We start from the raw sequence: 13,283 nt of genomic DNA on the forward strand, positions 1-13,283 counted from the left end.
TGCGAGTCGATAGCACGGCCCGGTTCAGCCGAGCAGGTCCTCGAGTTCCGCCAGCGAATCGAGAACGTACGTCGGCTCCAGGTCGGCGGCCGCGACATCGGCGCGACTCGCCACGCCAGTCGTCACCAACGCGGTGTCCGTCCCGGCCCGTACACCGAGTTCGATGTCCGTATTCAACCGGTCGCCGACGACGAGGGTTCGCTCCGGGTCACCCTCGAGACCCAGGCGCTCGAACGCGGCGTCGGCCGCGATTTCCGAGGGCTTGCCGAGGATGCCGTCGACCTCGCGCTCCGCAACCGCCTCCATCGCGGCGATAATCGTCCCCGACCCGGGTACCATTCCCCCGTCGGTGGGAATCGTCACGTCCGGATCCGTCCCGTAGAACGCGTCGGCGTGCTCGAGTGCCGTCAGCGCGTCGCTGAGATCGTCGTAGGTCAGGTCTCGGTCGATCGACCCGAGGACGACGGCCGCCTCCCGTGGGTCGTCGGTCACGGCGAGCGAGGCCGCCTCGAGCAGGGCCTCGAGTCGCGACTCCCCGACGACGAAGACGGATGCTTCCGGGTGTGTGTCTGCGAGGAACTCGGCGGTGACGGTCCCGGACGTGAGCACTCGACGCGGGTCGACGGTGAGGTCGTGCGCCGACAGTCGCTCCTCGTAGTGGGCCGCCCCGCGGGTCGGGTTGTTCGAGAACAGCAGGCGATCACAGCCGGCGTCGTCGATCGCCCGGATGCCCGCGGCCGCGCCCGGCAGCAGTCGGTCGCCCCGGACGAGGGTTCCGTCGACGTCGAGGATCACCGCCTCGTAGCGCGTCATGGCCGGCATCTGGCGCGCGAGCGTGTTGAGCCTTCGGGTCTCGGTGTTCGCGCTGGCGCGAGATGGCTGTACCAATCCTTATTCACACCCCGGCCGTACCACCGACCATGACACTCGAGGTCGAGCCCCCGGATCCGCCCGAACTCTCCTACGTCGACCCCAACGAGTACGAGGACGCGACCGTCGTCGGCGAACCCGACGACATCGACTACCGCCGCGAGGAACTCCAGGCGTTCCTCGAGGAGGGCGCCTGGGAGGAGGCCTTCGACGCCTGGCGCGAAGACGCCGACCTCGAGCCGCGAGCGTTCGAAATCGCGACCGACCTCGGCCTGTTCTCGCAATTCGATTTCTTCTGGGACGACTTCGCCGACCGCGTCGGCTACCACGCACCGGGCATTCCCGAGGACTGGCAGGAGAAGGAGTATCACCCGGAACTCGACTCCTGGGGGACCGTCTCCTCGATCAACGCCGAGCTCACGGAGTTCGGGCAACTGGTCTGTGAAATCCTCAAGGACGAGTACATCGACTGGGAAGCCGAGTACGAGCCGCCGGAGGATCTGCCGGATTTCTAGACGCACAAGTCGGCCACTCACAGGTTCGAGGAGTACCGAGAAACAGTGACCGCAAGGAACAGTAATCGCGAGAAACAGAAACCGCGCCAGAAGCGTTTAGAAAGCCGTCAGCGGAGTTCAGGCGCGACCTCCTCGCCCAGTCGAGAGATGCACTCGCGCATGGCCTCGGTGTCGGTGCCTGGGTGGTACGTTCGGAAGATGACGTGGATATCATCACCCAGCACTTCCCGATAGGTCTCGAGCTCGTCGGTGACCTGTTCGGGCGTGCCGAAGATCGCCTGCTCCTTCAGTTCCTGCGTGCGCTCTGCGGGGAGTTCCTCGACGGGCTCACCGGAGAAAATCTCGGCGTAGCGTCGCTGGATGTAGAGGTAGCCGTCTCGCATCGTCTCCCAGGCCTCCTCGCGGGAATCACCGACGAAGCCGTGTTTGATGACGTAGATGCCGAAGTCGTCGTCGTCGTCTAAGCCTTCCTCCTCGTGTACGTTTCGAATGTCCTCGACACGCTTCTCGAGGCCCCGAAGTGAGAGTGACGAGGGCGCACACCAGGCGTCGGCGGTGCGCGCAGCCCGCCTGACGGCCGGCTTGGCCTTTCCGCCCAGCATGATCGGGACGTCACCGTCGGGTTTTGGTGTGACGGTCACGTCGGGAGAGACGTCGTGAAACTGCGCGTCGTACTCGAGCGGGCCGTCGGACCAGGCGGCCCGACACAGGTCGACCTGATCGGCCAGGCGCTCGACCCGTTCCTCGCGGGGAACGCCGAAGGCGTCGAACTCCCGGGGATTAGAGCCGATGGCGAGACCGAGAGTCATCCGCCCGCCAGAGAGCAGGTCGACGGTCGCGGCGTCCTCCGCGAGGCGCACGCCGTCGTACAGCGGCGCGAGCGCGATGCAGGTCCCGATCTCGACGTTCTCGGTTGCGGCAGCGAGCGCACCCAGGGTGGGCATCGTCGCCGAGAGGTAGCCGTCCTCGGCGAAGTGGTGTTCCGAGACCCACGCGCTGTCGAGGCCGGCGTCGTCGATGGCCCGGCCTAGCTTGAGGACCTCGTCGTAGAGCTCGCTCATCGAGCGGTTGTCGTCCGGCCGCTGCTGGCACGTGAACAGCCCGGTGCCGAGTTGCATGGTGTGAAAATTGCACGAGGGAGGTAAAGTCGTTTCTAACGACGGCGCTCCGCCCGACGCCCGACCCATGAACGTCAATCAACGGCTACTCGTGACCGCCTCGCTCGTGGCGATACGCGTCGCCCGCTCGAGCCAGCGTACGTGCGACGCGAATCGGCTCCGGGCGGCCGCCTTCTGGCGTGAACGCCCGGACGAACGACGCGGCCTGGTCGGCGTCGAGGCCGACCGTTCGAACGTAGACGGTCTCCGCTCCGTCTGAACTCATCTCGTCTGAACCTGCCCCGTCCAAATCCGTCCCGTCTGAACCCGCCTCGTTAGAACCCGTCTCACCCTCGAGACGAACCGATCGCCTCGGCGGGAGCGACCGATACCGCTCGAGGCGCGTCTCGAGCGCCTCGCCGTAAAACGCCTCGCGGAGCCCCGACTCGAGGCCGTCGCTCTCCTCGAAGGTGACCGCGACGACGGGAACGCCCGTCCGATCGTGGATCGCCTCGAGGTCGAGCAGGTTGTACCAGGCGGGAGCGACCGCCCCGACGAAACAGATGCGAACGTCAGGGCGCTCGAGACCGGTGACGAGCGAGACGATCGTATCGGTCGCATCGAGGCCACCGACGGTACACCGGTCGAAAATCGCGCCGTCGAGCACGCGGTCGGCGCGGACGACGGCCGCGGCGAGCGTACTCTCGTCGGCCTCGGGTCGGTACGACTCGGCGACACCGAACGCTCGCGTCCCGGATTTCAGGTTCATCGCGGCCCCGCCCTGTGAACCGACGCGTTAGTTGCGATCCTTGATGTCTTTGAGCCGGTCGAGCAGTTCCTCGCTCGAGGCGCCGTTTTCGAACTCGATACTCCCCTGGTGGTTGGTTTCGTCCGATTCCACCGCGTCGTCCTCGTCAAAATCCGCATCGACGTCTCGTTGTTCGGACTCGTCGTAGCTTCCGAACCCCATATGGAGTAAACTACAGGCCGAAGCCAAATAAGGATACTGGCACCAGAACGATACGTTCGCCGACTCGAGCACGTCAGTCACTGATCGAAATCTCTCGTTCCCGTTCCAGTCGCTGACAGCCCAGGACCAGCGACTCGGGGAGTTCGGTGGCGTGAGAATGGAGCGCCTCGAATACCGCGGCCACCTCCTCGAACCGCGGACCGCGGGAGGCGACGAACGGGTCCGACTCCCACTCGACGAACCCCAGGCCGTCCAGGAGCGGCAGATGGCGGTGGAAGAGTTCCGTTCGGAGTACGTCGGGGTCGGCAGGAGCGTCCGGATTGATCGCATGCTCCGGGAGCGAAACCGCCTCGTCTCGCGGGGCATCCATGAGCGAGACGACGAGTTGACGTCGCGGTTCGGCCGAGAGGGCTTCGAATACGTCGTTCCACTTCCGCATCGTGTCCGTGCCGTTCTCTAATCGAACCGTTGTCATACCAACACGTTAGAGGCGATAGTACTTAAGCGACCGACCTAATCAACCGGTAGTTGATGGGTCACGAGGCCAGATAGTGGCGATGACAAACCCATTTCGAGTGTATCGGACGGCATCGACGGTACCATCGCTCCTGCTCGAGTCGGCACCCTCTCGCCAGTTCAAGGGCCGTCGACTCTCGACTGACGAGTCTCCTCCAGGCCAGCGCTTTTGTCCGTTGGTGCGGATTCGTTCGTATATGGACGTCCACCACGTCACCGAGGATGCCGATACGTTCACTTGCAACGCGTTCCTGGTCACCGGCGCCCGAACGACACTCGTCGACGCCGGCTCGATGGACGGCGTCGTCGACGTCATTCGCGAGTACACCGACGACCTCGAGGCCGTCGTCCTGACCCACCAGCACGGCGACCACGTGGCCGAACTCGAGGCCGTCGTCGACGCGTTCGACCCCGCGGTCTACGCCTACGCAGATCATCCGCTCCGGGCCGAGGCGCTCGAGGCCGGCGAGGCGGTTCGGATCGGCGACGAGGACTTCGAGGTGGTGTACACGCCGGGACACGCCGACGACCACGTCTCGCTGGTCTCGGCAACGACCCTGTTTAGCGGCGACGTCGTCGTCCACGACGACGGCGCGTTCGACTACGGCAGTTTCGGACGGACCGATATGCCAGGACAGTCACGGGAGACGCTCATCGAGAGCCTCCAGCACCTGCTCGATCGGCTTCCCGATGGCGTCGAGCACCTGTACGCGGGTCACGGCGAGGTGTTCCACGGCGACGTCAGGGACGTAATCGAGACGGCGCTCGAGCGAGCGGAGAAGCGGGAGCCGAAGTACCCTGAGGAGTAGTGGTCTCTCGCCGCGAGCTCGCTATAGGCTAAGATTTTTCGACCCCACATCTCCGAAGCAAGAGGAGACGAGAACACCCGTTTGCATCGAGGTCGAAGAGGTTCTGCCGTCGCTATTTACGACGTGAATAGCCTCGAGCGAAGAGAAATCGGAGCCGAGTCGATCAGGCCGCGCGGGCTTCCTTCGCCTTGGGACGGAGATTCTTGTAGCCGCACTTGCGACAGCGCGTCGCTCGCTGGGAGTTGCGGGCGTTACAGCGCATGCAGATCATCTTCTCGAGCGTCCGTTTTTCCGCGGCGTCGAAACTGGCCATACCGGTCGTTAGCCAGAGGGCCATATAACGGCTGTGATCCCTCGTTGGTACCACGCGAGCCTCGAGTCGCGCGGGACGCGAGCCGTCGAACGGTACGCTTACAACCGGTTCGACCCTTTCGCCGGACGTGAGCGACGACAGGGCGGCTTCGATGCGAGCGATACTGGTCCACCGGGGCCTCCAGGCGATGGCCGTGGGCTTCGTCCTCTCGGGACTCGGCGTCGGTGCGCTGCTCGCCAGCCAGGACGGCGTGGCGTTCGGCGTCGTCGCCATCCCGCCGCTGGTTCTCTGCGGGGTCGGCGTCCTGTTGCTGGTGCTCGTCGGGTATCGGGGCTCGAGTGAGAACTGATATTGGGTTCAGATCCAGGTCCAGGTCCAGATCCAGGTTCAGGTCCAGGTTCAGGTCCAGGTCCAGGTCCAGGTCCAGGTTCAGGTTCAGAGTCAGGATCGGGTCCGGGATCGAGTCGGAGCCGAAGCCAAATGCGGAGTCAGGACTCCTCGTCCGCCAGATACTCCTCCTGGACGGCGACGACTTCGCTCGAGTCCGCACACCCGGCGTACCGTCGCAGCGGTTCCTCGTTGAGCGTCAGGAACGTCTCGCCCCAGCGAAACGGCTCGAGCAGGTCGGCAGCGGCTTCCTCGTGACCGAAGATCCGGAGCGCCGCGGCGAGCGCCTCCACGGTCGTCAGCCGAAACGGTCGGCCGTAGTTGACGGGATTAGCGGCGACCAGGAAGGGGAGCGCCCGGTGGACGCCCGACATCGAGAAGGCCGCCTGCTCGGCGGACTCCCAGGAGCAGTCGAGGGCAACGAGCGTGTCGAGGGCGTCGTCGGCGTCCGCCGGCGAGAGCGCCCGCTCGGCGTGGGGGTTGAGCACGACGCCGTAGGGGACGGCCCGCATCGAGCGATGGAGAATTGCCCGGTTGAAGCGCTCGAGGCGCCGGGCCGTGCACTTCTTCGGGTCGTCGTCGCCCTCGTAGTAAACGTGACACTCCACGCCCCGAGAGAGGGGCGAGGGGACCAAAAGGGGGTCGATCTTCGCGTTCCCTGCGAGCGTCAGGAGCAGGGACGGGGCCGGGGCCGGCTTTGAACCGACGACCGCTTCAGGCCTCGTGAATCGCCTCCCCGCGATTCAGCCGCGAGGCGATCCGGAACGTCTGCTCGGCCTCGCGGTTCGTCGGGAAGTGGGCGGCCATGTACCGCGCCGTTGCGAGCAGCGGCATCCGTCGCGCACGCTCGTCGGCCAGCGCTTCGCCAGTTCCCGTACCGGCCGCTCTCTCCGCTGCGAGCAGGTCGAACTGTCGGAACGCCGCCTCGACGTTCTGGAGGGTATGGAAGCCGGCGTCCTCTCGGAGGAGCCCGCGACCGAGCGTCTCTTTGAGGTCGGCAGGGTCGCCGCCGCAATCGAAGAACTCGGCGACGAGTCGGCCCGCCTCGTTGACCTCGCCTTCGCGGTCGAACGTCTCGAGGAGGCCCTCGAGGATCAGGTCCGGCTCTCGTCCGGTCTCGTTGTCTCCCGGCTCCGGTACCGGCGCGGGCGGCGTGTTGAGGAATCGATCGAGGTAGACGCTCATCGCGGCGTCGAACACGCCCCGGTACAGTTCGACGGCGTCGGTCCGGCGGGTCGTCTGGTGAACGGCGTTGGCGTAGCTGAGCGTGTGGTGGACCGTGTTCCAGTCGGTGAACTCGTTGGCGACGCCGAACTGGGCGACCCGCGTCGTGGCCGCTCGCGTGACGACCGCCGCGAGGTCCTCGGTCGTCGCGCCGTCGGCGACGGCGTCGGCCAGCGCGTCGACGATGGCTTCGGGGTCGTCACCCAGTAACGTGGCCTCGAGATCGGCCGGCACTTCCCACTCGCCCGCTTCGCGAGCGTCCGCTCCCTCCGCGGCCAGCGCCTCGAGCCCGCTCGTCTCGCCCACGTCACCGCCGTAGACCTCCTCGAGCAGGGCCACGAGGTCGACCGGTTGGCGCCACGCCGAGGACTCGTCGCTCCGGCTGGCGGTCACCAGCGGCTCGACCAGCGACGCGAGGACGTCCCCTGCGAGGTCCCAGCCGACGTGCTCGAGGGACTCGAAGGCCGTGTTGGCGAAGTCCAGGACGTGGCCGGTCGTGAGGTAGGGGTGGTCCGTGGCGGCGGCGAAGACGATCTCCGCGACCTCGGCTTCGGTGTGGCCGGCCGCAACGGCCGTCCGCAGACAGCGCTCGGCGCCGTCGGCGTCCCGGACCTCGACGCACTCGCGGAACCAGTCTTTGAGGCGCTCGAGGGACACCTCGCTCGTCGAGAACGACGGCTGGTCGAACTTCGGTGGCTCCCCCGCGCAGTCGCTCGCGACGTGGCGAACGCCGGTGTAGAGCGCCCGCTTACGGTCCTCGGGTGCGAGATCGTCCATCACGTTCGCCATGCAGCCGAGAATGGTCGCGCCAGAGGACCAGCCCATGTCCCGGTAGCGGGTGGCGAACTCGAGCGTCGTCGCCATCGGTTCCGTGGACTCCACGTCGGCGTCCAGCAGGCCGATGGTCGATTTGGCGGTCACCAGCCGCAGGTTCTCCTCGAGACCCGTTTCCAACCTCTTTGCCCAGTGTTCGGCCGGCGAAGTCTCGAGCGGCGGGTTCGGGTCGACGTAGACGGTGCCGTTGCGAACCTCCGTCGGGTACGTGCGGACGTCGTCGGCCCACGGATCGAACGTGTCCCCGCAGGAGAGTTCGAACCGGGCGTGGTGCCAGTGGCAGGTCAGAATGCCGTCGTCGACGGTTCCCTCTGCGAGGGGAAAGCCCATGTGTGGACAGCGATTGTCGACCGCCCGGACCTCGCCCTCGTGGTAGAAGAGGGCGATGGCCGTGCCGTTCTTCGAGAGCAGTTCACGACCGTTCTCTCGCAGGTCTTCGAGGGAAACCGCCTCGACGAACCCCGATTCACTGTCGGATGACATACGAGAACGATGGACGGGGAGTCCTAAAGGCGTTCCCTGAAATCAATTTAAGCACGTCGAGCGGCAGAAACGCGTCTCGTGGTGAAAAGAGAACGCGGCGAGACTCGTGACTCGAGAGTCGAGGGTCGAATCTCGAGCGGCCACCGACGAAAATGGATTCGAAGGCCCGAAAAACCGAATCAGGATCGGATTCGAACGCGGGGTTACTTGTGGCGCTCGAGCAGGTCGTAGCTGCGCTCCCACTCGGCGTCGTCGTCGAAGTATCGCTCCGCGAGCGGCTCCTCGGGCATCTCACCCAGTTCCTTCTTCTGTTGCTGGTAGGACGGACGCTCGTCGACGAAGTACCGCCCGGTGAGGACGGTGCCCTCGTAGAGGGCGTTCTCGGTCTCGAACATCATCTCCTGGGCCTCCTGGCGGTCGTGGATGTCGAAGTCGTAGTCGTCGGACTCCTGCACGTCGACGTAGGGGACGTACTGACGGGCGTCCTTGTTCCAGGTTGGGCACTGGGTCAGGAAGTCGATGTGGGCGAAGCCGTCGTGCTCGATGGCCTCTTTGATGATCTCTTTGGCCTGGTTCGGATTCACCGCCGCCGTGCGGGCGATGTAGGTCGCACCCGAGGTCAGCGCCAGCGAGAGCGGCCGAATCGGAGACTTCGCGTTGCCGTGGGGCGTCGTCTTCGACGTGTGGCCCTTCGGGCTCGTCGGCGAGGTCTGCCCTTTCGTCAGGCCGAAGACCTCGTTGTTGAACACGATGTAGGTCATGTCGTGGTTCTCTCGAGCCGTGTGCATGAAGTGGTTGCCACCGATCCCGTAGCCGTCGCCGTCGCCGCCCGCAGCGACCACGGTCAGGCCGTCGTTGGCCAGTTTCGCCGCGCGGGCGACCGGCAGCGAGCGGCCGTGAATCGTGTGGAACCCGTAGGTGTCGAGGTAGCTGTTCAGCTTGCCCGAGCAGCCGATGCCGGTGACGGTCAGGACTTCCTCCGGGGTGAGTCCGACCTCCGGGAGGGCCTGCTTCAGCGCCTTGAGGACGCCGAAGTCGCCACATCCCGGACACCAGGTCGGCTGGGGCTCGAGACCGGGCGTGAACTCGTCACGGTCGATCTCGCGTTCGTCGCCGATTGCGTTGAATGCACTCATAGTCAGTCACCTGCAGCGGGTTCGATCCGAACCTGCGCGTCCGGCTCTGCGTCCGAGCCGTCGACGTTGAGCTCGTAGCCCTCGACGACGTCGGCGGGTTCGAACGGATTGCCGTTGTACTTGAGCAGGCTGGTCAGCTTCTCGCCATAGCGGCCGAGTTCCTTCTGGATCAGGCCGCGGAACTGGGCCGTGGCGTTCATCTCGACGACCATCGCCTGGTCGACGCTCTCGATGAACTCGGTGAGTTCGGTCTCGGGGAACGGCATCATGTCGGAGACGCCGACGGCCTTGACCGAGTGGCCCTGCTCGTTCAGGCGCTCGGTCGCCTCGAGGACGGCACCCTGGGCCGATCCCCAGGTGATGATGCCGAAGTCGGCCGACTCGTCGCCCGCGTACGTCTGGTTCGAGTCGTGTTCCTCGTCGAGTTCGGCGCGGATGGCCTCGAGCTTCTCGAGCCGTCGGTCCATCTGGAAGACGCGGTTGTCGGGGTCCTCCGAGATGTGCCCCGCCGGCGTGTGCTCGTTCCCGGTCGCCAGGAAGCGCCCGCCCTTCTGGCCGGGCAGCGAGCGTGGGCTGACGCCGTTTTCGACGTCGTGTTGGAACCGGTGGAACTTCCCGGACTCGTCGTGCGGGAGGTCCTCGAGTTCGTCCTCGGTGAGCGTCGAGCCCAGCGACGGGTCGGGCTCGCGGTCGAGGAAGCTGACGGGGACGTTCTCGTTCTCCCCGCTCAGCTTCTGGTCGTAGATGATGATCGTCGGAATCTGGTACTCGTAGGCAATGTGGAACGCCAGGCGCGTCTGCTCGTAGGCCTCCTCGATGTTAGCGGGCGCAAAGACGACGCGCGCGGAGTCACCCTGGCTCGTGTAGAGGGTGAACTCGAGATCGCCCTGCTCGGGTTTGGTGGGCATCCCCGTCGAGGGGCCGGCCCGCATCGACTCGAGCAACACGATCGGCGTTTCGGTCATCTCCGCGAGGCCGAGGGGTTCGCTCATGAGAGCGAATCCGCCGCCGGACGAGCCGGACATGGCCTTCACGCCGGCGTGGCTCGCGCCTACGGCGAGGGCCGCGGCCGCGATCTCGTCTTCGACCTGCTCGGAGATCCCGCCCATGTCGGGCAGGTTCTGGGACATGATGGTGAAGACGTCCGTCCACGGCGTCATCGGGTAGCCGGCGATGAACCGGCAGCCGGAATCGATGGCACCGTAGGCGATGGCGTTCGAGCCCGAGAGCAGCGCCTGCTCGTCCTCGTGTTCGCCCTCCGGGATGCGGAGGTCGTGCTCGAAGTCGTACTCCTCCGTGACCATGTCGTGGGCGTCGTGGAGGATCTCGAGGTTCGGCTCGAGGATCTTCTCGGGCATGGCGTCGCGCATCAGGTCCTCGATGTGCTCGAGGTCCATCTCCAGCAGCGCCGCCGTGACGCCGACGCCCGCGGTGTTGCGCATGACCTCGCGGCCGTGCTCTTTGGCCATCGCCCGAAGGTCGATCGGGAAGACGTGCCAGTCGTTCTCCTCGGCACGCTCCTCGAGGTCGAGGTCGGACACGTCGTCCTCCGAGAGCAGCCCCGAGTCGTAGACGATGATTCCGCCCTCGTTGAGTTCGTCTAAGTTCTCCGAGAGGGGCTTGATCTCCTCGTTGCCGTAGTAGGCGCCTTCCTTCGGGTTCCGGGCGAAGGAGTCGCCGAGTGCGAGGAGGAAGTTGTACCCGTCCCCCCGAGACTGTACCTTGTGCCCCGCCGCGCGGATCTCGACGTAGGTGTGGCCACCGCGAATCCGAGACGGATAGTGTCGGTGGGTAAATACGTCGAGGCCCGACCGCATGAGGGCCTTCGCGAAGTTCTGACTCGTCGAGTCGATTCCGTCTCCGGAACCGCCTGCGATTCGCCAGATAAGTTCATGATCGCTCATGGTGGATAAGCGGCCTCGGTGGCCAGCAGTATGCGGAATTTTGCTCCAGCGAACCTAAAGCCTTTGCTATAGATTACCAAGAAACTTTCGTGAAGAATGAGGGTCCGGGCAGGATATCTCGGCCGTTTCCGGGTGTACGTACAGAAAACGCATTTAGAATTGTAGACAGAGGCCCGTCATATCGAGGCTCGAGACCTACCACTAACGAGCGATCGGTCGATCACGTCTCGCTCCCGAACGGCCTGGTCGCAACCTCGTCGTAGAGAACCGTCGACGGTGGCTCGGAGAACCAGCCGATGTCGGCGATTTCGCCGTCTCGAGCACGCGGTTCGCCGCCGGCGTACTCGCCGGCGAAGATCACGATCAGGTCGAATACCGGGGGATCGTCGGTCTCGACCGAGCGATGTTCGATCACGTGCACCTCGAGCACGCCCACGATATCGCACTCCACCCCCGTCTCTTCTCGGAGTTCCCGACGGGCGGCCTCCCGGTAGGTTTCCTCGCGTTCGCGCTTGCCACCGGGGTCGCCCCAGCCCTCGTCTCCCTCGTTTCGCACCAGCAGCACTGCTCCGTCGTCGTTCGTCAGCCAGACGCCCGCGCCACCGAGTGCCTCCTCGTCGGCCCGTTTGCGGATGCGACGGTACCGCTCGAGTGCGTGCTCCCACGTCTTGTCGACCGTTTCGAACTCGCCGTGCTCGCCCCGCAGGTCGGCAATCGACGACTCGACGCTGCTTCTGGTTCGTTCGGTGACGGGGGCGGCCATCTCGCGATACTGATGGTGCCGCCCAGTTAGCGATTTCGCTCGAGTGATGGGCGATGGACGAGTACGAGTACGAGTACAAGTGCAAACGTGAGCGAGGGCGGACGCAGGACGCCCTCACTCGTTCCGCGGGTTGGTCGGATGGTAGTCGGTATCGTACTCGCCGGGCGTCCCATCTACCCGGTCGGGATTGATTCGGCCCGAGAGCAACATGAAGTCCACGAGCGTGAGCGCGAGCATCGCCTCGACGACTGGCACGCCACGCGGCGGGAGGACGGGGTCGTGACGCCCGATGACCTGTGCGTCCTCGACGACCTCGCCGGTCTCCCAGTCGACGGTCTGCTGGGGCGAGGGAATCGAGGTTGGTGCGTGGAGGGTGACCTCGCCGTAGATCGGTTCGCCGCTCGAGATGCCGCCCTGGATGCCGCCGTGGTCGTTTTCGACGGGCGTCGGGTTTCCGTCCTCGCCGAACTCCCAGTCGTCGTTTCGCTCCGTCCCCGAGTACTCCCGTGCCTCCCGACCCAGCCCGAACTCGAAGGCCGTCGTCGCCGGAATCGCCATCATCGCCTGCCCGAGTCGAGCGGAGAGCGAGTCGAACCGCGGGGCGCCGAGACCGACCGGGACGCCTCGAGCCTCGAAGTAGATGCTCCCGCCGATGGAGTCGCCCGCCTCCTGGTACTCCTCGATGAGTTCCTGCATCGCCGCGGCGGTCTCGGGGTGGGCACACCGCACGTCGTTCTCCTCACTGTGCTCGAGAATCTCCTCGAAACTGACCTCGGGCGCCTCGACGTCCCCGATCTGATTGACGTGGGCCTTGAGTTCGATCCCCTCGCCCGCGAGCAGTTTCTTCGCGACTGCGCCCGCGGCGACCCAGTTCACGGTCTCGCGCGCGGACGAGCGCCCGCCGCCGCCCCAGTTTCGCGTACCGAACTTCGCGGAGTACGTGAAGTCGCCGTGGGAGGGTCGCGGTGCGGTGATGAAGGGTTCGTACTTGCCCGAGCGGGCGTCCTTGTTCTCGATGACGAGGCCGATGGGCGTCCCGGTGGTGTAGCCGTCCTGGATCCCGGACTTGATCGAGACCGAGTCGGGTTCGCCGCGGCTGGTCGTGATCATCGACTGGCCGGGTTTTCGCCGGTCGAGGTCCGCCTGAATGTCGTCCTCGGTCAGCTCGAGGCCGGCGGGACAGCCGGAGATCGTACACCCCATCGCCTCGCCGTGGCTCTCCCCGAAGGTCGTCACCTGGAAGAGGCGACCGAAGCGGTTGCCGTTCATGGCTGGCTCTCCGTGACGGGCGTACTTATCGGTGCAGGATTGTGCAAGAAGAGGCGATACCGATGGTCGTTGGGGTCACTCGGTTCGGGTCTCGAACTGGGTTTCGTCCCCGAGTGCCGAACTGGGCTGGAGTCTCGACCTCGGGCTCCGGCAACGGCCGACTCGAGCTTCGAGCGACTCTTGATCCTCGAGC

The 13,283-nt window shown here is 65.6% G+C and carries 15 protein-coding genes; 3 read left to right on the plus strand and 12 right to left on the minus strand.

Features of this window, described 5'->3' with window-relative positions; all coding sequences use genetic code 11:
• Positions 1-24: 24 nt before the first annotated feature.
• A complete protein-coding gene (locus ACFQO4_RS08400; protein ID WP_500260504.1) occupies positions 25-813 on the minus strand; it encodes an HAD-IIA family hydrolase in 789 nt (262 codons plus the stop codon).
• Between the two features lie 107 nt (positions 814-920).
• On the opposite strand from ACFQO4_RS08400, the gene ACFQO4_RS08405 reads away from it, so the two are divergent.
• The gene (locus ACFQO4_RS08405) at positions 921-1,385 is read left to right on the plus strand and encodes a DUF7992 family protein (protein ID WP_500260505.1); all 465 of its coding nucleotides are present in this window, start codon (positions 921-923) and stop codon (positions 1,383-1,385) included.
• 107 nt (positions 1,386-1,492) lie between these two features.
• Here ACFQO4_RS08405 and ACFQO4_RS08410 read toward each other — a convergent pair whose 3' ends face one another.
• The 4 genes from ACFQO4_RS08410 to ACFQO4_RS08425 form a co-directional block, all read right to left on the minus strand.
• Positions 1,493-2,503 carry an LLM class flavin-dependent oxidoreductase gene (locus ACFQO4_RS08410; protein WP_500260506.1) on the minus strand — a complete coding sequence of 337 codons (1,011 nt, stop codon included), beginning with the start codon at positions 2,501-2,503 and terminating at the stop codon, positions 1,493-1,495.
• A gap of 85 nt (positions 2,504-2,588) precedes the next feature.
• Entirely contained in the window at positions 2,589-3,245 is a 657-nt protein-coding gene (locus ACFQO4_RS08415) for an endonuclease dU (RefSeq protein WP_500261162.1), read from the minus strand.
• 33 nt (positions 3,246-3,278) lie between these two features.
• The gene (locus ACFQO4_RS08420; protein ID WP_500260507.1) at positions 3,279-3,452 is read right to left on the minus strand and encodes a DUF5786 family protein; all 174 of its coding nucleotides are present in this window, start codon (positions 3,450-3,452) and stop codon (positions 3,279-3,281) included.
• A 73-nt stretch (positions 3,453-3,525) separates the two neighbouring features.
• A complete protein-coding gene (locus tag ACFQO4_RS08425) occupies positions 3,526-3,927 on the minus strand; it encodes a hypothetical protein (RefSeq protein ID WP_500260508.1) in 402 nt (133 codons plus the stop codon).
• 238 nt (positions 3,928-4,165) lie between these two features.
• Between ACFQO4_RS08425 and ACFQO4_RS08430 the strand changes: the two genes are divergently transcribed.
• Positions 4,166-4,777 carry an MBL fold metallo-hydrolase gene (locus ACFQO4_RS08430; RefSeq protein WP_500260509.1) on the plus strand — a complete coding sequence of 204 codons (612 nt, stop codon included), beginning with the start codon at positions 4,166-4,168 and terminating at the stop codon, positions 4,775-4,777.
• Positions 4,778-4,940: 163 nt separating this feature from the next.
• On the opposite strand, the gene ACFQO4_RS08435 is transcribed toward ACFQO4_RS08430, so the two are convergent.
• Positions 4,941-5,090: a 50S ribosomal protein L40e gene (locus ACFQO4_RS08435; protein ID WP_253429994.1), complete on the minus strand. Its 150-nt coding sequence runs from the start codon at positions 5,088-5,090 to the stop codon at positions 4,941-4,943.
• Positions 5,091-5,217: 127 nt separating this feature from the next.
• Here ACFQO4_RS08435 and ACFQO4_RS08440 point away from each other — a divergent pair, with 127 nt between their 5' ends.
• Positions 5,218-5,439 carry a hypothetical protein gene (locus tag ACFQO4_RS08440; protein ID WP_500260510.1) on the plus strand — a complete coding sequence of 74 codons (222 nt, stop codon included), beginning with the start codon at positions 5,218-5,220 and terminating at the stop codon, positions 5,437-5,439.
• A 139-nt stretch (positions 5,440-5,578) separates the two neighbouring features.
• On the opposite strand, the gene ACFQO4_RS08445 is transcribed toward ACFQO4_RS08440, so the two are convergent.
• The 6 genes from ACFQO4_RS08445 to aroC form a co-directional block, all read right to left on the minus strand.
• Complete coding sequence (locus ACFQO4_RS08445; RefSeq protein ID WP_500260511.1) at positions 5,579-6,085, minus strand: DUF367 family protein; 507 nt, start codon at positions 6,083-6,085, stop codon at positions 5,579-5,581.
• A 106-nt stretch (positions 6,086-6,191) separates the two neighbouring features.
• The gene (locus tag ACFQO4_RS08450) at positions 6,192-8,018 is read right to left on the minus strand and encodes a Rieske (2Fe-2S) protein (RefSeq protein WP_500260512.1); all 1,827 of its coding nucleotides are present in this window, start codon (positions 8,016-8,018) and stop codon (positions 6,192-6,194) included.
• A 203-nt stretch (positions 8,019-8,221) separates the two neighbouring features.
• Positions 8,222-9,154 carry a thiamine pyrophosphate-dependent enzyme gene (locus ACFQO4_RS08455; RefSeq protein WP_253430006.1) on the minus strand — a complete coding sequence of 311 codons (933 nt, stop codon included), beginning with the start codon at positions 9,152-9,154 and terminating at the stop codon, positions 8,222-8,224.
• A 2-nt stretch (positions 9,155-9,156) separates the two neighbouring features.
• Entirely contained in the window at positions 9,157-11,058 is a 1,902-nt protein-coding gene (locus tag ACFQO4_RS08460) for a 2-oxoacid:acceptor oxidoreductase subunit alpha (RefSeq protein WP_500260513.1), read from the minus strand.
• A 220-nt stretch (positions 11,059-11,278) separates the two neighbouring features.
• Positions 11,279-11,821 carry an NUDIX domain-containing protein gene (locus ACFQO4_RS08465; RefSeq protein WP_500260514.1) on the minus strand — a complete coding sequence of 181 codons (543 nt, stop codon included), beginning with the start codon at positions 11,819-11,821 and terminating at the stop codon, positions 11,279-11,281.
• Positions 11,822-11,935: 114 nt separating this feature from the next.
• Positions 11,936-13,090, minus strand: coding sequence for a chorismate synthase (aroC, locus tag ACFQO4_RS08470; protein ID WP_500260515.1), 1,155 nt, complete (start codon positions 13,088-13,090; stop codon positions 11,936-11,938).
• Positions 13,091-13,283: the final 193 nt, after the last annotated feature.

It is taken from the genome of Saliphagus sp. GCM10025334 (assembly GCF_042663485.1).
GTDB lineage: Archaea > Halobacteriota > Halobacteria > Halobacteriales > Natrialbaceae > Natronosalvus.

What these genes read in the sequence shown, in the direction of transcription:
- ACFQO4_RS08405 (WP_500260505.1), top strand. Translation starts at nt 921, where the DNA reads ATGACACTCGAGGTCGAGCCCCCGGATCCGCCCGAACTCTCCTACGTC.
- ACFQO4_RS08400 (WP_500260504.1), bottom strand. Translation starts at nt 813, where the DNA reads ATGACGCGCTACGAGGCGGTGATCCTCGACGTCGACGGAACCCTCGTC.
- ACFQO4_RS08450 (WP_500260512.1), bottom strand. Translation starts at nt 8,018, where the DNA reads ATGTCATCCGACAGTGAATCGGGGTTCGTCGAGGCGGTTTCCCTCGAA.
- ACFQO4_RS08410 (WP_500260506.1), bottom strand. Translation starts at nt 2,503, where the DNA reads ATGCAACTCGGCACCGGGCTGTTCACGTGCCAGCAGCGGCCGGACGAC.
- ACFQO4_RS08430 (WP_500260509.1), top strand. Translation starts at nt 4,166, where the DNA reads ATGGACGTCCACCACGTCACCGAGGATGCCGATACGTTCACTTGCAAC.
- aroC (WP_500260515.1), bottom strand. Translation starts at nt 13,090, where the DNA reads ATGAACGGCAACCGCTTCGGTCGCCTCTTCCAGGTGACGACCTTCGGG.
- ACFQO4_RS08425 (WP_500260508.1), bottom strand. Translation starts at nt 3,927, where the DNA reads ATGACAACGGTTCGATTAGAGAACGGCACGGACACGATGCGGAAGTGG.
- ACFQO4_RS08465 (WP_500260514.1), bottom strand. Translation starts at nt 11,821, where the DNA reads ATGGCCGCCCCCGTCACCGAACGAACCAGAAGCAGCGTCGAGTCGTCG.
- ACFQO4_RS08460 (WP_500260513.1), bottom strand. Translation starts at nt 11,058, where the DNA reads ATGAGCGATCATGAACTTATCTGGCGAATCGCAGGCGGTTCCGGAGAC.
- ACFQO4_RS08420 (WP_500260507.1), bottom strand. Translation starts at nt 3,452, where the DNA reads ATGGGGTTCGGAAGCTACGACGAGTCCGAACAACGAGACGTCGATGCG.
- ACFQO4_RS08455 (WP_253430006.1), bottom strand. Translation starts at nt 9,154, where the DNA reads ATGAGTGCATTCAACGCAATCGGCGACGAACGCGAGATCGACCGTGAC.
- ACFQO4_RS08435 (WP_253429994.1), bottom strand. Translation starts at nt 5,090, where the DNA reads ATGGCCAGTTTCGACGCCGCGGAAAAACGGACGCTCGAGAAGATGATC.